Annotated in this window: 20 protein-coding genes; 10 read left to right on the plus strand and 10 right to left on the minus strand. The window is 43.9% G+C overall.

Annotated elements, in window-relative coordinates:
* Positions 1 to 40: 40 nt before the first annotated feature.
* On the plus strand, positions 41 to 1,630 hold the full coding sequence (locus R7Q11_RS15850) for a cation:proton antiporter family protein (protein WP_203346040.1): 1,590 nt from the start codon (positions 41 to 43) through the stop codon (positions 1,628 to 1,630).
* Positions 1,631 to 1,860: 230 nt separating this feature from the next.
* Positions 1,861 to 3,525 (plus strand): asparagine synthase B, encoded by a 1,665-nt coding sequence (gene asnB / locus R7Q11_RS15855; protein WP_005382100.1) that lies wholly within the window; start codon positions 1,861 to 1,863, stop codon positions 3,523 to 3,525.
* A 115-nt stretch (positions 3,526 to 3,640) separates the two neighbouring features.
* Here asnB and rfaH read toward each other — a convergent pair whose 3' ends face one another.
* Positions 3,641 to 4,141, minus strand: a complete 501-nt coding sequence (gene rfaH / locus R7Q11_RS15860; RefSeq protein ID WP_005382098.1) for a transcription/translation regulatory transformer protein RfaH — start codon at positions 4,139 to 4,141, stop codon at positions 3,641 to 3,643.
* A gap of 333 nt (positions 4,142 to 4,474) precedes the next feature.
* Here rfaH and R7Q11_RS15865 point away from each other — a divergent pair, with 333 nt between their 5' ends.
* Complete coding sequence (locus R7Q11_RS15865) at positions 4,475 to 5,863, plus strand: peptide MFS transporter (protein WP_005382097.1); 1,389 nt, start codon at positions 4,475 to 4,477, stop codon at positions 5,861 to 5,863.
* A 49-nt stretch (positions 5,864 to 5,912) separates the two neighbouring features.
* On the opposite strand, the gene hemH is transcribed toward R7Q11_RS15865, so the two are convergent.
* The 3 genes from hemH to htpG form a co-directional block, all read right to left on the minus strand.
* Complete coding sequence (gene hemH, locus R7Q11_RS15870; RefSeq protein WP_213893637.1) at positions 5,913 to 6,875, minus strand: ferrochelatase; 963 nt, start codon at positions 6,873 to 6,875, stop codon at positions 5,913 to 5,915.
* Between the two features lie 167 nt (positions 6,876 to 7,042).
* Complete coding sequence (gene adk / locus R7Q11_RS15875) at positions 7,043 to 7,687, minus strand: adenylate kinase (RefSeq protein WP_005382094.1); 645 nt, start codon at positions 7,685 to 7,687, stop codon at positions 7,043 to 7,045.
* A gap of 320 nt (positions 7,688 to 8,007) precedes the next feature.
* Complete coding sequence (htpG, locus tag R7Q11_RS15880; protein WP_132936495.1) at positions 8,008 to 9,912, minus strand: molecular chaperone HtpG; 1,905 nt, start codon at positions 9,910 to 9,912, stop codon at positions 8,008 to 8,010.
* A 271-nt stretch (positions 9,913 to 10,183) separates the two neighbouring features.
* Here htpG and R7Q11_RS15885 point away from each other — a divergent pair, with 271 nt between their 5' ends.
* From R7Q11_RS15885 to R7Q11_RS15900, 4 genes are read left to right on the plus strand one after another with little or no spacing between them, the layout of a single operon-like run.
* Positions 10,184 to 11,062, plus strand: a complete 879-nt coding sequence (locus R7Q11_RS15885) for a transcriptional regulator (protein ID WP_132936494.1) — start codon at positions 10,184 to 10,186, stop codon at positions 11,060 to 11,062.
* Positions 11,063 to 11,073: 11 nt separating this feature from the next.
* Positions 11,074 to 11,589, plus strand: coding sequence for a transmembrane regulator ToxS (toxS, locus tag R7Q11_RS15890; RefSeq protein ID WP_005382091.1), 516 nt, complete (start codon positions 11,074 to 11,076; stop codon positions 11,587 to 11,589).
* Between the two features lie 46 nt (positions 11,590 to 11,635).
* The gene (locus R7Q11_RS15895) at positions 11,636 to 12,391 is read left to right on the plus strand and encodes a sulfite exporter TauE/SafE family protein (RefSeq protein ID WP_225466568.1); all 756 of its coding nucleotides are present in this window, start codon (positions 11,636 to 11,638) and stop codon (positions 12,389 to 12,391) included.
* Between the two features lie 21 nt (positions 12,392 to 12,412).
* Positions 12,413 to 12,691, plus strand: coding sequence for a SelT/SelW/SelH family protein (locus R7Q11_RS15900; protein WP_005382088.1), 279 nt, complete (start codon positions 12,413 to 12,415; stop codon positions 12,689 to 12,691).
* 39 nt (positions 12,692 to 12,730) lie between these two features.
* Here the strand turns inward: R7Q11_RS15900 and yfcE are convergent, their stop codons facing one another.
* The 6 genes from yfcE to R7Q11_RS15930 all read right to left on the minus strand — a co-directional run bounded on the left by yfcE (position 12,731) and on the right by R7Q11_RS15930 (position 15,976).
* Positions 12,731 to 13,276 carry a phosphodiesterase gene (gene yfcE, locus R7Q11_RS15905; protein WP_017634822.1) on the minus strand — a complete coding sequence of 182 codons (546 nt, stop codon included), beginning with the start codon at positions 13,274 to 13,276 and terminating at the stop codon, positions 12,731 to 12,733.
* A 75-nt stretch (positions 13,277 to 13,351) separates the two neighbouring features.
* Complete coding sequence (locus R7Q11_RS15910) at positions 13,352 to 13,561, minus strand: hypothetical protein (protein ID WP_005382086.1); 210 nt, start codon at positions 13,559 to 13,561, stop codon at positions 13,352 to 13,354.
* A gap of 148 nt (positions 13,562 to 13,709) precedes the next feature.
* Positions 13,710 to 14,117 (minus strand): CBS domain-containing protein, encoded by a 408-nt coding sequence (locus R7Q11_RS15915; protein ID WP_031781352.1) that lies wholly within the window; start codon positions 14,115 to 14,117, stop codon positions 13,710 to 13,712.
* Entirely contained in the window at positions 14,114 to 14,464 is a 351-nt protein-coding gene (locus R7Q11_RS15920) for a P-II family nitrogen regulator (RefSeq protein WP_005382084.1), read from the minus strand. Before R7Q11_RS15920 ends, R7Q11_RS15915 begins: the two co-directional genes overlap by 4 nt.
* The gene (locus R7Q11_RS15925; RefSeq protein ID WP_005382078.1) at positions 14,454 to 15,245 is read right to left on the minus strand and encodes a DUF1538 domain-containing protein; all 792 of its coding nucleotides are present in this window, start codon (positions 15,243 to 15,245) and stop codon (positions 14,454 to 14,456) included. Before R7Q11_RS15925 ends, R7Q11_RS15920 begins: the two co-directional genes overlap by 11 nt.
* Positions 15,242 to 15,976, minus strand: a complete 735-nt coding sequence (locus tag R7Q11_RS15930) for a DUF1538 domain-containing protein (protein WP_017634823.1) — start codon at positions 15,974 to 15,976, stop codon at positions 15,242 to 15,244. Before R7Q11_RS15930 ends, R7Q11_RS15925 begins: the two co-directional genes overlap by 4 nt.
* Before the next feature lie 255 nt (positions 15,977 to 16,231).
* Between R7Q11_RS15930 and R7Q11_RS15935 the strand changes: the two genes are divergently transcribed.
* From R7Q11_RS15935 to R7Q11_RS15945, 3 genes are all read left to right on the plus strand, one after another.
* Positions 16,232 to 17,146, plus strand: coding sequence for a TIGR01777 family oxidoreductase (locus R7Q11_RS15935; RefSeq protein WP_047102894.1), 915 nt, complete (start codon positions 16,232 to 16,234; stop codon positions 17,144 to 17,146).
* 44 nt (positions 17,147 to 17,190) lie between these two features.
* Entirely contained in the window at positions 17,191 to 18,018 is an 828-nt protein-coding gene (locus R7Q11_RS15940; protein WP_064353702.1) for an SDR family oxidoreductase, read from the plus strand.
* 472 nt (positions 18,019 to 18,490) lie between these two features.
* Entirely contained in the window at positions 18,491 to 19,345 is an 855-nt protein-coding gene (locus R7Q11_RS15945; protein WP_005388628.1) for a co-chaperone YbbN, read from the plus strand.
* Positions 19,346 to 19,352: the final 7 nt, after the last annotated feature.

The following is a 19,352-nucleotide window of genomic DNA, read 5'->3' on the forward strand; positions in this document are numbered from 1 at the left end:
CACAGCCCGTTTTTGTATATCAGGAATACAGCTCAACAGTATGGAAATTATTCTAATTACAGCCGCTTTTTTAGCTGGTTTTATTGCGCTTAAATGCAGCCTCCCTCCCCTCGTTGGTTTTCTACTAGCTGGATTTGGCTTGCATGCATTTGGTTACCAAAGCAATGACGTTATTGTCACTCTCGCAGATCTTGGTGTTACTCTTCTTCTGTTTACTATTGGACTCAAACTCGATGTAAAAACCCTGCTGTCCAAAGAAATATGGGGAGGGGCAACCGCCCACAACATACTCTCTACCGCTTTTTTTGCCCTAGCGTTATCCGGCTTAAAACTACTGGGCTTGACTTCGCTAGCCAGTATGGACGGCAGCCAAATCCTGCTTTTAGCTTTTGCACTATCGTTCTCTAGTACCGTTTTTGCCGTAAAAGCATTGCAAGAAAAAGGCGAAATGAACGCGACCTACGGCACACTCGCGATCGGTATCTTGGTTATGCAAGATATTTTTGCCGTAGTATTCCTGACTGCTTCAACCGGAAAAGTCCCAGAATGGTATGCCATCGGTTTGTTCGCACTGCCTTTCCTTCGTTCCCTATTCTATAAGCTGCTCGATAAAGTTGGCCACGGCGAAATGCTGGTGCTATTCGGTATTTTCTTCGCGCTTGTTGTCGGTGCTGGGCTATTCGAGTTGGTCGGGATGAAACCAGACTTGGGCGCGCTAATTTTAGGCATGCTACTCGCAGGTCACCCAAAAGCCTCAGAACTATCCAAGTCATTATTCAATATGAAGGAGCTCTTTTTAGTCTGCTTCTTTTTGAACATTGGTTTATCCGCCTCATTGAGCGTGAATGGCGTCGTTCTCGCCCTGCTATTTATCTTACTGCTACCAATCAAAGGACTCTTGTACTTCGTCACTATTAATCATTTTAAGTTTCGAGTACGTACCTCTTTGCTCGCCTCTTTATCACTATTTAACTACAGTGAGTTTGGTCTTATTGTTGCTGGGTTGGCCTATAAAATGGGCTGGATGCCAAGTGATATGCTTGCTGCGATTGCGGTTGCGGTGTCGGTATCCTTTGTAATTTCCGCGCCACTTAACCGCCTTAGCCATAAAATTTATCAACATTCAGGTAAGTGGCTGCAAGAGACAGCGGTAGAAAAGCTCAATCAACGCGACCAACTCATCAACCCAGGTCATGCCCAAGTATTGATCTTAGGTATGGGGCGTATTGGAACGGGCGCTTATGATGAGCTACGTTCACGCTATGGCAAAATTTCATTGGGTATAGAAATTCGTGAAGACGCTGCACATCATCATCGTTCAGAAGGAAGAAATGTGATTTCTGGTGATGCCACCGACCCGGATTTCTGGGAGCGAATTTTAGATACAGGTCATGTAAAACTGGTTCTGCTTGCAATGCCACATCATCAAGGTAACCAAACAGCACTTGAGCAGCTTAAACGCAGAAAATATAAGGGGCAAATTGCCGCTATAGCCGAATACCCAGATCAATTGGAAGGCTTACTTGAAAATGGCGTTGACGCAGCATTCAATATTTATAGTGAAGCTGGTAGCGGTTTTGCTCGACACGTCTGTAAACAACTTCAACCTAAATTCACACCAATTAAATAAGCAACAGCACTGATATTTTTCGGAAGGCTTTCTATTGATAGGAAGCCTTTTTTGTATAGTTTTTATACCAAACCTTGATCTCATTCACCAAAACAACGGTTTAGTTAAATATTTTCCATACAACAAGGCCTTTTATCATTTTTTTAATCACAAAACGTTGCTTTTTTTATTAGTAATGGCAAATTTAAACCATACCGATTAGAAATTGTTTAGTTTAGTAAGGATGTAGTATGTGTTCAGTATTTGGCATTTTAGACATTAAAAGCGATGCAGCCGCATTGCGCCCTATCGCATTAGAGATGTCGAAAAAACTTCGTCACCGTGGCCCAGACTGGTCTGGGATTTACTCTTCAGAGCGTGCTATTTTAGCGCACGAGCGCTTGGCGATTGTTGGTCTAAATAGTGGTGCACAGCCGCTATACAGCCCTGATAAGAAGCTCATCCTTGCCGTCAATGGTGAAATCTACAACCATAAAGAAATTCGTGCTCGTTACGAAGGAAAGTACGAATTTCAAACCGATTCAGACTGTGAAGTCATTCTTGCACTTTACCAAGATATGGGTGCAGATCTCCTTGAAGAACTAAACGGTATTTTCGCTTTTGTGCTCTACGACGAAGAAAAAGATGAGTATTTAGTCGGCCGTGACCATATTGGTATTATCCCTCTTTATCAAGGTCACGATGAGCATGGTAACTACTATGTGGCATCAGAGATGAAGGCTCTTGTTCCAGTATGTAAAACAGTAAGTGAATTCCCTCCTGGTAGCTACTACAGCTCTAAAGATACTCAGCCAACACGTTACTATGTTCGTGACTGGAACGAGTACGCAGCAGTACAAGGTAACAGCACTAGCAAAGAAGAATTGACGGAAGCGCTAGAAGCGGCTGTTAAACGCCAACTAATGACTGACGTGCCTTACGGTGTACTTCTTTCAGGCGGTCTAGATTCTTCTATTACATCTGCGGTAGCAAAACGCTTTGCAGCGATGCGTATTGAAGATGATGAAAAGTCTGAAGCTTGGTGGCCTCAACTGCACTCTTTTGCTGTTGGCCTAGAAGGCGCGCCTGACCTGAAAGCAGCTCGCGAAGTTGCCGACCAAATTGGTACCGTTCACCACGAAATGACGTACACGATTCAAGAAGGTTTGGACGCGATTCGTGACGTGATTTACCACATTGAAACGTATGACGTGACGACTATCCGCGCATCAACACCTATGTTCTTAATGGGTCGTAAGATCAAAGCGATGGGTATCAAGATGGTATTGTCTGGTGAGGGCGCTGACGAAATCTTTGGTGGCTACCTTTACTTCCACAAGGCGCCAAACGCGAAAGAGTTCCACGAGGAGACAGTGCGTAAACTGCTTGCTCTGAACATGTTCGACTGTGCTCGTGCTAACAAGTCGCTGGCAGCATGGGGAGTTGAAGGACGCGTACCTTTCCTAGATAAAGAGTTCATAGATGTAGCAATGCGCTTGAACCCAGCAGACAAGATGTGTGGCAACGGTAAAATGGAGAAACACATCCTTCGTGAGTGCTTCGAGCACTACCTGCCAGAATCGATCGCATGGCGTCAAAAAGAGCAATTCTCTGATGGCGTTGGCTACAGCTGGATCGATACGCTGAAAGAAGTAGCGGAACAGAAAGTGACAGACCAGCAGATGGAAACAGCTCAATATCGATTCCCATACAACACGCCAACGACAAAAGAAGGCTACGTGTACCGTGAAATATTTGAAGAGTTATTCCCACTTCCATCAGCAGCAGAGTGTGTACCAGGAGGCCCTTCAGTAGCGTGTTCTTCAGCGAAGGCGATTGAATGGGATGAATCGTTCCAAAACTGTGTTGACCCATCAGGTCGTGCAGTACAGACCGTTCACAACGACTCATACTAATTCTCTACGATAAAGATAAGGGTCGGTTCGTCCAACCCTTTTAAAACAGACAGAAAATTAGATACGATCAAAAAGAGGTGCTTTTGCACCTCTTTTTATGTTTGATGGAATTAGGCTATTTTAAATCTAAATCACTATTGTCTATGCTGACAGGCACACGCTTGGTGATCATCTGAACTAGCATAATTGAGCGTTTCTCACCATCTTGTTCTTGGAAGATGGCATCTATGCCCGCAAATTGACCGCTTTTAACTCTAATTTGATCGCCTGGTTTTGGCATGCATTCAGAAACGGTATTGTCATTACAACACTTTTCTAGCTGCATCAATTCGAAGACCAAGTCACCTTGAACTTCTTTCGGTTGAGCACCAAAACGCACAAAGTCAACAACACCTCGAGTAGAGCGGACTGAGGTGAAGTTTGGCCCTTGCTCATAATCAAAGTAAGCGAATACGTAACAAGGAAACAGCGGTTCCTCGACTTTTTGTCTTTTACCGCGCAAAATCTTCTCAACTTCTACAGTTGGATAAAAGCACTCTACACCTTGGTTTTCAAGGTGTTGTTTCGCCCTAACCTGCTCCCCACGTTTACAATAAAGTAGATACCAACGTTTCATCTTTTTACTAGCCAATTCTATTTTGTTTTTATCCTAGCATTAAGCCAAAGTTGAGTCATTGATATTCAGTTTATCTATAAAAGTATGATTATACATCGCTCGCATTAACGAAATTTTTCAGCAACTTACGATAAAGAAGTCCATAGGCAAAAATGGAAATTAAGTTTGTAACACAACCAATACACCATCATATAATCTGCAAATCCAACCAAAAACAGCCACTTAACAAACAAAAATAGTTGAATGGCAAAATTTTATTATTTGTCACTCGTTGAATTGCATTGTATACGTAGAAGTCGTTAAAAAATGTAATAACTATTATTAGAAGAGCTTATGTCAAACCAACATCAATATTTTGGTCATCCACGTGGCCTGTTCTTATTGTTCGGTACTGAACTGTGGGAACGCTTTTCTTACTACGCAATGCGTGCCATTCTCGTGCTTTACCTTACTGATACAACAATGAATGGCGGCCTTGGCTGGTCAACCAAAGACGCATTAGACCTATACGGCATATACACAGGGCTTGTGTATATCACGCCTCTTATCGGTGGTTACCTAGCAGATAACTATTTAGGTCAACGTCGCTCAATTTTGCTTGGTGGCGCGTTAATGGCCATCGGCCAGTTTACTCTTGCACTTCCTGCTGATGCTTTAGGTATTGGTTCGCTACACAGTTTCTATTTAGGTCTTGGCCTACTTATCACTGGTAACGGTCTCTTTAAGCCAAATATCTCAACCATGGTTGGCGACCTTTATCAAGAAGGTGACAACCGTCGTGACGGCGCATTCACTATCTTTTATATGGGTATCAACTTAGGTGCATTACTTGCCGGCGTCGTTTCTGGCTCTGTGACAACCTCTTACGGTTGGAAAGCAGGCTTTGTTGCCGCTGGTGTGGGTATGCTGGTTAGCCTAGTGATGCAAATGGTACTGGCTCAATCATGGCTTGGTGATATTGGTCGCGAACCAGCGGCGAAACGAGATCTAAATAACAAAAACGCCACCACGAAGCAGCCACTCACCAAAGAAGAAGTGAATCGACTAAAAGTAATTCTGGTCATGAGCTTATTCACTATTGTCTTCTGGGCAGGCTTTGAACAAGCAGGTGGCCTGATGAACATCTACACTCAACAATATACTGATCGCATGATTGGTGGTTTCGAAGTTCCTGCTGCGTGGTTCCAATCACTAAACCCATTTTTCATTATTACTCTAGCGCCAGTTCTGGCTGTCCTTTGGGTAAAATTGGGTAAACGTGAACCTACTTCGCCAGTGAAATTTGCGATGGCACTATTTTTCTTGGCGATTGGTTTCCTTTGTATGGTTGGCGCAGTGCTAGAACAAGGTGGAGATACAACAGTAAAAACATCGATGTTATGGTTGGTCGGCGCTTTCTTCTTCCACACATTAGGCGAGCTGTGTTTATCACCAATTGGTCTTTCATTGGTGACTAAATTAGCACCGCTTCGCTTAGCTTCACTTATGATGGGTGCATGGTTTGGCTGTAATGCGATTGCTAACTATGTTGCGGGCTATGTGGGCTCTCACGTAGGCGAGTTAGGCGCTATGGCTATCTTTAGTGGTATTGCGGTCAGCGCAACCGTAAGTGGCGTAATTTTGCTCCTATTCTCTAATACACTCGTTCGCTGGATGCATGGCGCTGAAAATACGCACAGCACGGCAGAGCAAGTAGAAGAGCAGCAAGTACAAGTTGCTTGATCGCTCAACTAAACGTAGAAAGGGTCGCTATTGCGACCCTTTTTTGTATCTAAAGTTTAGATTGAACTAACTCAACCATCATCTCGATATGAAGTTCACTATCGTTCAAACAAGGGATGTAGGTAAAGTTTTCTCCACCAGCTTCAAGGAAAATCTCTTTACACTCTTCCGAGATCTCTTCCAACGTCTCTAAACAATCTGACGAAAATGCAGGGGTCACAACATTAATATTTTTCACACCCTTTGCAGGAAGTGCCTCTAGGGTCTTATCGGTATAAGGTTGAAGCCACTCTTCTCTCCCAAATCGGGACTGATACGTCATGCCAATTTGTTGTTCGCTTAAACCTAACGCTTCCCCAAGCAAGCGAGTCGTCTCTTCACAATGCTGTGGGTAAACATCACCATTGTCAGCATAGCGTTTTGGAATACCATGATAAGAACACAGCAGGTAATCTCCCTGACCATTCTTTTGCCAATGTTCACGAACTGAATGCGCTAACGCTTCAATATATTTCGGGTGATTGTAATAATCACGAATAAAGCTAAAGCCTGGCATCACCGGCAGGTTTTTAAATGCTTTAGTGATTCCGTCAGAAACCGCTGCCGTTGTTGTGCCCGAGTATTGCGGATACAAAGGTAAAACAATGACTTCATCAACGCCTTGCGCCAATAGGGCTTCAAAGCCTGATTGCAAACTTGGGTTACCATACGTCATACCAAGCTCTACAGGTATATCAAGCTTTTGTGCTAACTTTTCCGTTTGGCGTTGAGAGTACACCATCAACGGCGAGCCCTCTTCCATCCATACTGATTGATAGAGTTTGGCAACTTTAGGAGCTCGGATAGGAAGGATAACGCCGTGCAATAGTGGACACCAAAGCCATCGAGTCATGTCTACCACTCGGTGATCATGAAGAAACTGACTTAAAAAGCGCTTTACGGCAGGAGCGGTTGGTGCGTCAGGAGTTCCCAGGTTAACTAGGAGTACACCCTGTTTATTATTCTCTTTCATAACATCCTATTCATGGTAAACGGCTTGGTTCATATATTTAAGTAACCTCGAAGTAACGAATAGCCGAGCTGAAGTTAATTAGATATATGTTTACGAGTAAACTAAAAAAAGCGACCACTTGGGCCGCTTTCAATATATCAAAATATTAAATTTTTGACTTCAGCAAATTAAGATAGTGCTTTCTCAATATCCGCACTAACTTCAGCTACTTGCTTAGTACCATCAAACTTAAGGTACTTAGTCTTGCCTGCTTCAGCTTCTTTGCCGTAGTAGTTGATTAGCGGTGCAGTTTGCTCGTGGTAAACACCTAGACGAGCACGTACTGTTTCTTCTTTGTCGTCATCACGAACAACAAGATCTTCACCAGTTACATCATCTTTACCTTCCACTTTAGGCGGGTTGTAAACCACGTGGTAAGTACGACCAGAAGGAAGGTGAGCACGACGACCAGCCATACGCTCAACAATCACATCGTCTGCAACGTCAAATTCGATAACGTAGTCTACGTCTACGCCCATTTCTTTTAGGCCGTCAGCTTGAGGGATAGTACGTGGGAAACCATCTAGTAGGAAACCGTTTGCACAGTCTTCTTGAGCGATACGCTCTTTGATAAGACCAAGGATGATTTCATCAGAAACTAGCTGACCAGCGTCAATAACAGCTTTAGCTTGTTTACCAAGCTCTGTACCTGCTTTGATAGCAGCACGAAGCATATCACCAGTAGAGATTTGTGGAATACCGTATTTTTCCATGATGAAGTTTGCTTGTGTGCCTTTACCTGCACCTGGAGCACCTAGAAGAATGATGCGCATGATTTATCCTCTTTAATATTTAAGATTTATACCGAAGCTCACAATAGCTGACCTCTTAGACATCAAACCTGAGAAGCACCTGCAACGATAAGTTTCGGTATAACGTATATAGGCGAGCAAAAATACACGCCTTATTACTCACATTCAAGTCGCAGATTCTATCACAGGTTCTCTGAGCAAAGAGTGTATTAAGACTAAAGAATGTTAACAGTACCCTCTTTCACGCTCTATTGATTATTAACTCAGCACTTGAGATGCAAAATTTTGCGACAACAAACAAAAAGCTCGCGAAATGCGAGCTTTTTGATTTGCAGAGGTTATTACACCTTAGTCAAAAGTTGATTAACGGCTCCTAAGAACTCTGTTGGATCCTCAATAGAGCCTCGCTCCGCTAGCATTGCCTGACCAAGCAGAACTTCAACCCAGCGACCAAACGCTTCTTCATCGGCTTCGTCAGCCATACGCTTAACCAATTCGTGCTCAGGGTTTAGCTCAAAGATGTATTTCACTTCCGGCACAGCTTGACCAGCTGCCACAAGAAGCTTCGCCATTTGAGTGCCCATTTCGTAATCGTCCGTTACCACAACAGCAGGCGTAGATGCGAGTTTGAAGGTCGTACGAACTTCTTTCACACGATCGCCTAGGTAAGACTTCGTGCGCTCTACAACCGACTTGAACTCTTCTTCGGTTTCTTTTTGCTTCTCTTTTTCTGCTTCATCTTCAAACTGACTTAGATCAAGCCCAGCCTTAGTGATTGACTGGAACTGTTTACCATCAAACTCAGTTAAGTAGTTCATCAGCCACTCATCAATGCGGTCGTACATCAAGATAACTTCAATGCCTTTCGCTTTGAACTGTTCTAAGTGAGGGCTGTTTTTCGCAGCTGCATAGCTGTCTGCCGTCAAGTAGTAGATCTTATCTTGACCTTCTTTCATGCGCTCAACGTAAGACGCCAAGCCCACAGTTTGCTCAGAAGAGTCCACTTCAGTTGAAGCAAAGCGCAATAAACCTGCAACTTTCTCTTTGTTTGCAAAGTCCTCCGCAGGGCCCTCTTTCATCACAAGACCAAACTCTTTCCAGAATGATTGGTATTTCTCTTCGTCATTCTTGGCCATACGCTCGAGCATCGTTAGCACGCGCTTAGTACAAGCATTACGTAGAGACTGAGTCACTTTATTGTCTTGTAAGATCTCACGCGATACGTTTAGCGGTAAATCGTTTGAGTCTATTAAACCACGTACGAAGCGTAAGTATGACGGCATAAATTGCTCTGCATCGTCCATAATGAATACGCGCTGTACGTACAGTTTCAAGCCTGATTTGTGGTCGCGGTTCATCATATCCCAAGGTGCTTTCGATGGGATGTATAGTAAGCTCGTGTAGTCGTTTTTACCTTCTACACGGTTATGACTCCAGACCAATGGATCGGCAAAGTCATGTGATACGTGCTTGTAGAACTCTTGATACTCTTCTTCTGAAATATCAGATTTGTTACGCGTCCACAGTGCTTGGGCTTTGTTGATTTGCTCCCACTTTTTCTCATCTGTTTCCTTGCCTTCGTCATCACGAACGACAGTTTGGATTGAAACAGGAATGCCGATGTGATCAGAGTACTTACTGATAACGTCACGTAGACGCCACTCATTCAAAAACTCTTTACCCTCTTCACGCATATGAAGAATGATGTCGGTACCACGTGACTCTTTGGTAATGTTTTCGATGGTGTACTCACCTTCACCCGCTGAGTGCCATTGTACCGCTTCATCAGCGGCTAGACCCGCAGCGCGAGTGCGCACGGTAACGGCGTCAGCAACGATAAATGCCGAGTAGAAACCAACACCAAACTGACCAATAAGCTGAGAGTCTTTGCTCTGCTCTTCAGATAGCTTTGAGAAAAACTCAGCTGTACCAGATTTTGCGATTGTTCCTAAGTGCTCAATCACATCACCACGGCTCATACCGATACCGTTATCAGAAATGGTTAAGGTATTTGCGCTTTCATCAAACGACAGTTTCACGCAAAGGTCTGCATTACCTTCGTATAGATCTGGGTTAGATAACGCCTGAAAGCGCAGTTTGTCTGATGCATCTGATGCGTTAGAGATCAGCTCGCGCAAAAAGATCTCTTTATTTGAATAAAGAGAATGGATCATTAAATGCAGTAGTTGTTTTACTTCTGATTGAAAACCACGAGTTTCTTTATTTTGAGATACGGTTTCGCTCATGTGTGCTCCATAACATCTAAACTAATTGGCTTTTTCATAGGGACAAGTTTGTGACTTTCCCCTTGAAATCACCTTACCGAGATGTCATTTAACATGTGGCTGACAAATGTAAATTCAAGGTCAATATTGCTAAAAACGGTGTTTTTTTAGAAAATTTTAATTATCCTACCCGTCTAAAAGCATCTAAAATGTCGTGCGCACTCCAAGCGCCCCGGTAATTTTGTGACATAAATCACCATAATTACAACATCATCCATCTAAGAAGAACTAAATGACTAACATTGGCACCAAATTTCTACTTGCTCAAAGGTTCACCTTTGATCCAAATAGTAATTCGCTCGCTGACCAACAAAACGGCAACGACGTTGTACGATTAGGAAGCAACGAAAGCCGTATACTTCTGATGTTGGCAGAGAGACCAAACGAAGTTTTAACCCGTAACGAGCTTCACGAGTTTGTTTGGCGTGAGCAAGGTTTTGAGGTGGATGACTCAAGCCTGACTCAAGCGATTTCTACTCTGCGTAAGATGTTGAAGGATTCAACAAAATCTCCAGAGTTTGTTAAAACGGTACCTAAACGTGGCTACCAACTCATTTGTTCAGTGGAACGCTTGAGCCCATTTTCTACTGACTCTAACACTGACGTTGAAGAAAGCGCTTCTGAACACGAAGCGCCAGCAGTGGAGTTAGAAGCGAGCGATACACCACCAACAGAGATAGTGACCGATACTACTGCTGATCTTGAGCCTCAAGTAGAGCCGACTAAAACTCAGCCGAAGCCAGCATCTAACACGATTAACTGGCTACCGCGTGTCATTATCTTTTTATCTCTGCTGCTTCCTGTTTGCGTATTGTTATTCACGAACCCAGCGGAATCCCAATTCCGTCAGATTGGTGAGTATCAAAATGTACCGGTGATGACACCTGTAAATCACCCTCAAATCAACAACTGGTTGCCCTCAATAGAGCAATGCATTGAGCGCTACGTGCAGCACCATGCAGAAGACTCGTTGCCAGTTGAAGTGATTGCCACTGGTGGACAAAATAACCAGCTGATTCTGAACTACATTCATGACAGTAACCACTCTTACGAGAACGTAACACTGCGTATTTTCGCAGGTCAAAACGATCCAACAGACATCTGCAAATAAAGGAGGCCAATATGAAGATTAAATTAGCATCTGCGGTTTTGGCCGTATCCGTTCTTTTCAGTAGTTGGTTGTATTGGGGAAGTGACCTAAAAGTGGAGCAGCTCCTCACAGCAAACGAATGGCAGTCGACCATGGTGACAGTCATTACAGACAGCTTGCCTGACGATACTGTCGGCCCACTACGCCGAGTTAATGTTGAATCAAACGTGAAATATCTCCCTAATGGTGACTATATTCGCGTAGCAAATATAAAACTATTCGCTCAAGGTTCAACCGCAGAATCAACGATAAATATCTCGGAAAAAGGCCGCTGGGAAGTAAGTGACAACTATTTGTTGGTCTCGCCTTCGGAGTTTAAAGATATTTCATCTTCTCAATCAAAAGACTTTTCCGAAGCACAGCTACGTTTAATTACTCAAATTTTTAAGCTAGATGCGGAGCAAAGTCGTCGTATTGACGTCGTGAACGAAAAAACACTATTGCTCACTAGCTTGAACCACGGTTCTTCGGTACTGTTTAAAAACTAATTTTGATTGGATGATAAGGGGGCAAGACGCCCCCTTTGTTTTGCTTATGGATTGGCTAGATACCACTACTCTCTTTTTCGGTTCACTAATCGCCAACACGCTGGCTTCACTTTCCGGTGGCGGAGCAGGCTTGCTTCAATTCCCTTTACTCATCTTTCTCGGCTTACCGTTCTCCGTTGCGCTAGGCACACATAAGGTGGCTTCGGTCGCTTTAGGCTTAGGCGCAGCAAGCACGCATTTAAGATCAGGCACTATTAAATGGAAAGTCGCGCTCTACCTTATCTTGTCCGGCAGTATTGGCGTGATTTTAGGGGCTAACTTAATTGTACAGATCCCTGATGGTATCGCGGAAAAGATGCTCGGCACGATGATCCTAGCGCTGGGTATCTACTCGCGACTTAAGACATCGCTAGGCCAAGCTGAAGTAATACGCAACCGTCATCCTATTGGTTGGGTTATTGGTGGAATTGGCTTACTGTTTATCGGCATCATTAACGGATCTCTTACCGCAGGTTCTGGTTTGCTCGTGACACTATTTTTGGTGCGCTGGTTTGGTTACGACTACAAACAAGCCGTTGCTTACACCATGATTTGTGTCGGCCTGTTTTGGAATTGCATTGGAGGCATTGCCGTCGTACAGGCAGGGGCGCCTATTCACTGGGCTTGGTTACCTGTTTTATTGTTAAGCTCTTTTCTAGGCGGCAGTTTAGGCGCATGGGCCGCGACTCGATACAGTAACAGAGTGATTAAAGTTGCATTCGAAATTCTCACGTTTGCGGTGGGCATCAAGTTGCTGGTTTAAAAAGATTAAAAGGAAAGTTTCATGGATAAAGCAATCATTGATATTTATTACTGCCGCCAGTGCAACTGGATGTTGCGTTCAACTTGGCTATCGCAAGAATTACTGCATACTTTTAGTGAAGAAATAGAAACAATCAGCTTACACCCAGACACAGGTGGTCGCTTCGAAATTTTCTGTAATGGCCAGCAAATTTGGGAACGGAAAAAAGACAGCGGCTTTCCTGAAGCCAAGGTGCTAAAACAGCGCGTTAGAGACATTATCGACCCAGAACGCGATTTAGGACATTCAGACACAAAATAGGGAGCAATTCGCTCCCTATTTTTTTACTTAGTAAAACCGTTAAATCATGGTTTGTGCTAATACTTCGCCTTCTGGCGTTTTTACCGTTAGCTTATTGTCTTCTAGAGTACCAAAGCTTCTCGGTAAGCCATTACGTGGGAATGTCATCGAGCCTGGGTTGAATATAATGGCTCCATCTTGCATCTCTGCGACGGGAACATGTGTATGCCCGTGGGCGATGATATCACCTTCGCGCAGTGGCGGCCGTTTTTCAGAGTTGTACAAGTGACCATGAGTCAAAAAGATTCTCTTGCCAGATTCAAGTAGCACCCATGAGTAATCCATCATCATTGGAAACTTCAATAGCATTTGGTCCACTTCACTATCACAGTTGCCACGTACAGAAATAATTTGATCACTGTATTGGTTCAATAAGTCTGCTACCTGTGGAGGGTTGTAGCCTTCCGGAATAGGGTTTCGCGGCCCATGGTTTAGCGTATCTCCTAGCAAAATCAGGTGGTGCGCACCAGAGGCCAGAAATAGCTCAATGGTTTCTTTAGTTGCTGGCAAAGAGCCATGCAGGTCTGAGGCAAAAAATAGTTTCACGACATTGTCTCCTCAAAAAGTATGAGGTCATTCTACGGCATTTTTTTAGCAGCTCAACCTACGACGGTTTGAATACTACTGATAGCGCAATGATTCAATGACCATAGGCAAAACATAGAACCATGCTGCATACGCTGTTCCAACCAACACCAGTATCCAAAACACCATCGACATAAATTTTGATTTGGCTAGATGGTGCAGCGGATCGGGCTCTCCGCATCCTGGACATGCATGAGCGCGTTTTGAGATTTGTTTCTCACACACGGGGCAAGAGACTAAAGGCATGATACAGATTCCTCGACATTAGGCTTAGGGCGCAAAGAATAATGGTGAATCAACACATATGCAACCTAACATATATTAAATATTTTAGTTCTTTGTAACAGTCGCTGACTTGAGAAAAAATCGTTGATTTTTCATTTATATCAACCTATTACACTTCTTCTCGCACCATACCATTGATGACAATATTGTTATAACTCACCATCCCAATGACCTCGCCACTTTCAATGACCGGCGCTCTGCTTATGCCAAATCGCTCAAACAAACGGGCACAATATTTTACGTTCATATCTGGTTCGACACACAAAGCGGGCTTGGTCATGATTTCATAAATATTTGTGCGCTGAGGAGAACGATTATTCGCCAGCACCTTTTTGGCGATATCATTCATCAACACGATGCCATATTCATCATTATCATCTCGCTTTTTCACCACCAGCGCTTTGACTTGGTATTTTTTCGCTAGCGTTATGCCTTCGTATACGGTCATCAGTCCATCAACCATCACATACGTTGCCGCCATAACATCTCGAACTCTAATTATCGTTTGACTGCTCATAACTCATCCTCAACCACTTTGGTCAACGTTTCTACTTGATGCGCGACACCGACTGCATCTTCAATATCGATCTGAATAGCAATGCCCTGTCCCGACTCTCTGTCAAATTCACCAACCTCATTAATGGTTTCTAATATGTGTCGAGAGAGATGTTCCTCGACCACAAACAGCAGCACATCTTTTTGCACTTCTAGCGTTAAACCAAAAAACGTTCGCTTTTGATTTAAACCTTGCCCGCGAGCATTGTTAATCACTGTTGCACCGGTCGCACCAGCATCGCGTGCAGCGTCCAGCACCTTGTCTGTTTTGCTGTCTTCAACAAACGCAAGTATCAATTTAAAGCGCATTTTCTTCTTCCTCCGAGACGTTTTTATTCAGCCACTGGGTTATTTGCGCATAGCCCATCACAGAGATCATAGGAAATAGACTGGCAAACGCGATCAAGCCAAAGCCATCAATCATTGGGTTTCTTCCAGGGACGGTCGAAGCAAGCCCTAACCCTAATGCAGTTACAAGTGGGACAGTGACGGTAGAAGTTGTTACGCCTCCAGAATCGTAGGCGAGTGGAACAATAAGCTTAGGAGCGTAAAACGTTTGAATCACAACGACGATGTAACCCGCGATGATGTAATAATGAATGGGATCGCCCACGACAATCCGGTAACTCCCTAATGCAATACCAATTGCCACCCCAAACGCAACGGCTACGCGCAAGCCGTTAATACTGATACTGCCTCCAGAGACTTGGTTTGCTTTTATCGCTACAGCGATTAAAGAAGGCTCTGCAATCGTGGTACTAAAGCCTATAAAAAAGGCGAAGGTGTAAACCCAATAATAGTCGACCCACATTAAGGCTTTCCCTACCGATACTTTGAACTCTTGTAAAAACTCCGGCGCCGTTAATTGCACAGCCATCGTCTCCCCAAGTGGAAACAACGCCATTTCTAATCCAAGTAAAAAAAGAGCTAACCCGAAAATCACATAAACGAACCCAAGCAAAACTTTCTTAAGGTTGCTAACAGGACGCCTTAACACGGCTAACTGAAAACCAAAAATAATGCTGGCGATGGGAACGACGTCTCTAACGGTCGATAATAAAGTGTCTAGGAAATGATCAATTGAAATCATGTTACGACCATTCCGTAAACCATCACAAACATCATCGGTAACAGCGAGGCAAAAGCAATTAAACCAAAGCCATCCACCATAGGGTTGCGCCCTTTAATAGAAGACGCTAAACCGACGCCCAGAGCAGTGACCAAAGGTACTGTTATGGTGGACGTGGTTACACCTCCGGAATCGTAAGCGACGCCAATAATGGCTTCAGGTGCAAACCACGTCAGTATTACAACGCCTACATAGCCACCAATGATCATGTAATGAATTGGCCACCCTTTTAAGATGCGCAGAACGCCAATAACGATAGCGATCCCCACAGAAAGTGCCACCGTTACTCGTAGCCCTTGTCCATAATCCTGCATGGATTGCTCTGAGTTTGTGATCATCCCTCCTTCTGCCGCAACTTCTGATGCTTCTTCTGCTACCGCGGTTAATGCAGGTTCAGCTATCGTGGTGCCAAACCCCAAACAAAACGCAAAGACTAATAACCAAAACACGCTGCCTTTTTTTGCAAAGGCTTGAGCCATACTCTCTCCGATAGGAAAAAGACCAAGTTCTAGGCCAAAGATAAAAAAGGTTAATCCTAAAACGACAAGCAACAAGCCAAAAAGAATGGAGACCAGGTTGGGCAGCGGCTCTTGCAAAACGACTAATTGGAAAAAAGTGATAACAATGATGATGGGTAATAAGTCACGAGCACTATTGAGGAGCGCTCGAAAAAGCGCAACAAATGCTTCCATGCCTATCCTCCTTGATTGTGCAAACTGATTACGCTCGTTCCAATGAGCGATAACTTCTAGTCTGGCATAGATTTCACTCTTCTACCGTGAATACACTAGCGCCATCTATAACATTTAGTTACATATTTACTAATATGTGAAGTTAATAGCCTCTCTGTCAGCTTGTCACTATCCTAGAAATAATGGTGTTGAGATGATCAAGCTAAGCACAAAACGACTATAATGTTCTAATACGTGTACATTCAAAGAGATAACATGAAGATATTACTCACAGGTGGCACTGGGTTTATTGGCTCGGAGTTGCTCAAGCTGCTATCAACTCACCAAGTTATGCTACTTACACGCTCTCCAGAGCGAGCAAAACAACGCCTACAGCATGCTGATCTGGGTAATATCGAATACCTTGACTCGCTCGAATCGTTCGCCGATCTCAATCACGTTGATGCCGTCATTAATCTTGCAGGTGAGCCTATTGCGGATAAAAGGTGGACCAGCGAGCAAAAAGAAAAAATCTGCAAAAGTCGTTGGAAAATTACCGAGCAAATTGTTGAGCTGATCCACGCAAGTACCGAACCTCCCTCTGTTTTTATTAGTGGCTCGGCAGTTGGCTACTATGGTGATCAACAAGATCATCCGTTTGATGAGTGCTTACATGTTAATAGCGACGACTTTCCTCACGAGGTTTGTGCAAAGTGGGAGCAAATAGCTAAGCGCGCAGAGTCGGAACAAACACGGGTTTGTCTAATGAGAACTGGCGTGGTACTCGGCCTTAATGGTGGTGCGTTGGCAAAGATGCTATTACCTTACAAGCTTGGCGTAGGCGGCCCACTTGGGAACGGTAATCAGTACATGCCTTGGATTCACATCCTAGATATGGTCCGCGCCATCATGTACTTGCTTGAAACACCACATGCTCACGGTGCATTCAATATGTGCGCCCCCCATCCTGTGACTAATCGTATATTCAGCGGCACACTAGCTAAAACGCTAAAACGTCCGCATATCTTGTTCACGCCTAAATGGGCGATGGAACTCCTAATGGGAGAATCTTCCTGCTTATTGTTTGATAGCATGAGAGCCAAACCCAAAAAACTCACCGAACTGGGCTTTAAATTTAGCTACTCCAGAATAGAGCCAGCACTCAAGCACTTGCTTCATGACCGGAGCTGATGAATGATGGCTCCAATCAATGTTTCTGAGTCTTAAATTAAATTATGAAAAAGTCGATTCTTATTACGGGTTGTTCAACCGGCATCGGTTACGTGTGCGCTCACGCCCTACAAAACAAGGGATTTAATGTCATTGCATCTTGTAGGAAAGAACAAGATGTCCAGCGCCTAATTAATGAAGGGCTAACCTGCATCAATCTAGACCTAAATAGCCCAGAAAGCATTTCTTCGGGCGTGAAGCAAGCGCTAGAGTTAGCAGAAGGTAAGCTTTACGCAGTGTTCAATAATGGTGCCTATGGTCAGCCCGGAGCACTGGAAGACTTACCCACCGAGGCTCTTCAAGATCAATTTCAGACCAACTTTTTTGGTTGGCACCAGTTGGTCAGAGAGGTGCTTCCTCATATGCGCCAGCAAGGCGAAGGACGCATCATACAAAACAGCTCTGTTCTTGGTTTTGCCGCAATGAAATACCGTGGCGCCTATAATTCATCAAAATTTGCCTTAGAAGGCTGGACAGATACGCTCAGGCTAGAGCTTGCGGATACGAATATCAAAGTGGCATTGATAGAACCAGGACCGATCGAAACTCAATTTAGAAACAATGCATTACGAGCCTTTGAGAAGTGGGTTGATATTGAATCTAGCCCCCATCGTCATGCTTATGAAGGACAAAGAGAGCGACTCAACAACGACAAGTCTAATAATCGATTTGTTTTGCCTGCAGAGTCTTGCATCGCACCAGTTCTTCATGCATTAACTAGCGTTTCACCGAAAATTCGTTATCGAATTACTACACCGACTAAATTATTCGCAGTCTTGAAAAGACTATTACCAACCCGTGTACTTGATAAAATTTTGCGACAGGCTGCATAAAAAAGTTTTGTCGAAATGTAATTTCACCGTAACAATGTGATGTCATTATGAACATGTAGGTTAAAAAAACCTCAACTAAACGAATCAATTTCTACGCAATTCAGCGGGGATTCTTTCGCCCAAAGTGATTGAGTTGCTTAGATTTGGTATCGCCACCCATTACGTTTTGTAGCAATGTTTATACTACTGCGAGGCAACAATGACATTAAATCAGCTTAACTGGCTTAGTGTGGGTGTAGTGTTGACCATGTTCATCCTATTTTGATACCGCACTAACAAATAGCATTAGAATTGCGCTGCTTCGGCAGCGTTTTCTTTTTATCTAACACCTGAGCAGCAATAACCTCACTCTATTACCTCACGTTTTCTCAAAATAGAATGATTCATTATTGATGGTGAATGTCGCTTGAATTTCACCTAAATCAACTCCATATCTAATATCAACGACAAGACACAAGGCAAGGATACTCTGATGCAATCCCCATTTATCGTTGAGATAACAGAACAGAACTTTCGCGAAACGCTTGAAGGATCAATGAACACGCCCGTTTTGATCCACTTTTGGGCCAACGCTCAACCAGAAAGCGCACAGATACTCCCTGAGTTGCAATCTCTTGCTCAACAGTACAACGGTGCATTTACGCTTGCTCTACTAAATTGTGAAGATCAGCCCGCTTTAGCGTCTCAATTTGGCGTGCAAGTATTGCCAACTATCGCGCTGTTTATAAATGGTCAAGCCGTCGATGGTCTAGGAGGCCCCCAGCCAATTGATGCCATTGCTACCATGCTACAAAAGCATTTGCCAAGCCCAGATGAACAACTATTAAAACAAGTCAGTGAACTTCTTCAGCAAGGTGAGCATGCTCAGGCTTTGAGCATCATCCACACTTTGCCGCCAGAGCTGCAAGAGCGTGGTGATGTGAAACTCGCGATGGCTGATTGTTTGCTAGAAACCAAACAATTTGATATTGCCCAAGAACTACTGAACGCTATCCCTCTCGAGTATCAAGATAACTACTACAAGAGCCTAATAGCCAAGCTCGAGCTGCATTTGCAGGCTGCAGATAGCCCTGAGTTACAGCGACTAGAACAAGCATACGCAGCAGACATGGCAAACTTCGAACTCGCTTGTGAATTGGCGGTACAATACAACCAAGTTGGTCGGGATGAAGAAGCGTTGGAACTGCTGTGGAATATTCTTAAAAAAGACTTGGGCGCCCAAGACGGTGACGTGAAGAAGACTTTTATGGATATTCTCAGTGCACTAGGTCAAGGTAACGCATTAGCAAGCAAATATCGTCGCCAGCTTTACTCAATTTTGTACTAAGCGCCGC

The organism is Vibrio sp. 970 (assembly GCF_033339075.1).

Bases quoted from the DNA above. Each gene is read 5' to 3' on its own strand.
- R7Q11_RS15850 (WP_203346040.1), top strand. From the start codon at position 41: ATGGAAATTATTCTAATTACAGCCGCTTTTTTAGCTGGTTTTATTGCG.
- asnB (WP_005382100.1), top strand. From the start codon at position 1,861: ATGTGTTCAGTATTTGGCATTTTAGACATTAAAAGCGATGCAGCCGCA.
- rfaH (WP_005382098.1), bottom strand. From the start codon at position 4,141: ATGAAACGTTGGTATCTACTTTATTGTAAACGTGGGGAGCAGGTTAGG.
- R7Q11_RS15865 (WP_005382097.1), top strand. From the start codon at position 4,475: ATGTCAAACCAACATCAATATTTTGGTCATCCACGTGGCCTGTTCTTA.
- hemH (WP_213893637.1), bottom strand. From the start codon at position 6,875: ATGAAAGAGAATAATAAACAGGGTGTACTCCTAGTTAACCTGGGAACT.
- adk (WP_005382094.1), bottom strand. From the start codon at position 7,687: ATGCGCATCATTCTTCTAGGTGCTCCAGGTGCAGGTAAAGGCACACAA.
- htpG (WP_132936495.1), bottom strand. From the start codon at position 9,912: ATGAGCGAAACCGTATCTCAAAATAAAGAAACTCGTGGTTTTCAATCA.
- R7Q11_RS15885 (WP_132936494.1), top strand. From the start codon at position 10,184: ATGACTAACATTGGCACCAAATTTCTACTTGCTCAAAGGTTCACCTTT.
- toxS (WP_005382091.1), top strand. From the start codon at position 11,074: ATGAAGATTAAATTAGCATCTGCGGTTTTGGCCGTATCCGTTCTTTTC.
- R7Q11_RS15895 (WP_225466568.1), top strand. From the start codon at position 11,636: ATGGATTGGCTAGATACCACTACTCTCTTTTTCGGTTCACTAATCGCC.
- R7Q11_RS15900 (WP_005382088.1), top strand. From the start codon at position 12,413: ATGGATAAAGCAATCATTGATATTTATTACTGCCGCCAGTGCAACTGG.
- R7Q11_RS15910 (WP_005382086.1), bottom strand. From the start codon at position 13,561: ATGCCTTTAGTCTCTTGCCCCGTGTGTGAGAAACAAATCTCAAAACGC.
- R7Q11_RS15915 (WP_031781352.1), bottom strand. From the start codon at position 14,117: ATGAGCAGTCAAACGATAATTAGAGTTCGAGATGTTATGGCGGCAACG.
- R7Q11_RS15920 (WP_005382084.1), bottom strand. From the start codon at position 14,464: ATGCGCTTTAAATTGATACTTGCGTTTGTTGAAGACAGCAAAACAGAC.
- R7Q11_RS15925 (WP_005382078.1), bottom strand. From the start codon at position 15,245: ATGATTTCAATTGATCATTTCCTAGACACTTTATTATCGACCGTTAGA.
- R7Q11_RS15930 (WP_017634823.1), bottom strand. From the start codon at position 15,976: ATGGAAGCATTTGTTGCGCTTTTTCGAGCGCTCCTCAATAGTGCTCGT.
- R7Q11_RS15935 (WP_047102894.1), top strand. From the start codon at position 16,232: ATGAAGATATTACTCACAGGTGGCACTGGGTTTATTGGCTCGGAGTTG.
- R7Q11_RS15940 (WP_064353702.1), top strand. From the start codon at position 17,191: ATGAAAAAGTCGATTCTTATTACGGGTTGTTCAACCGGCATCGGTTAC.
- R7Q11_RS15945 (WP_005388628.1), top strand. From the start codon at position 18,491: ATGCAATCCCCATTTATCGTTGAGATAACAGAACAGAACTTTCGCGAA.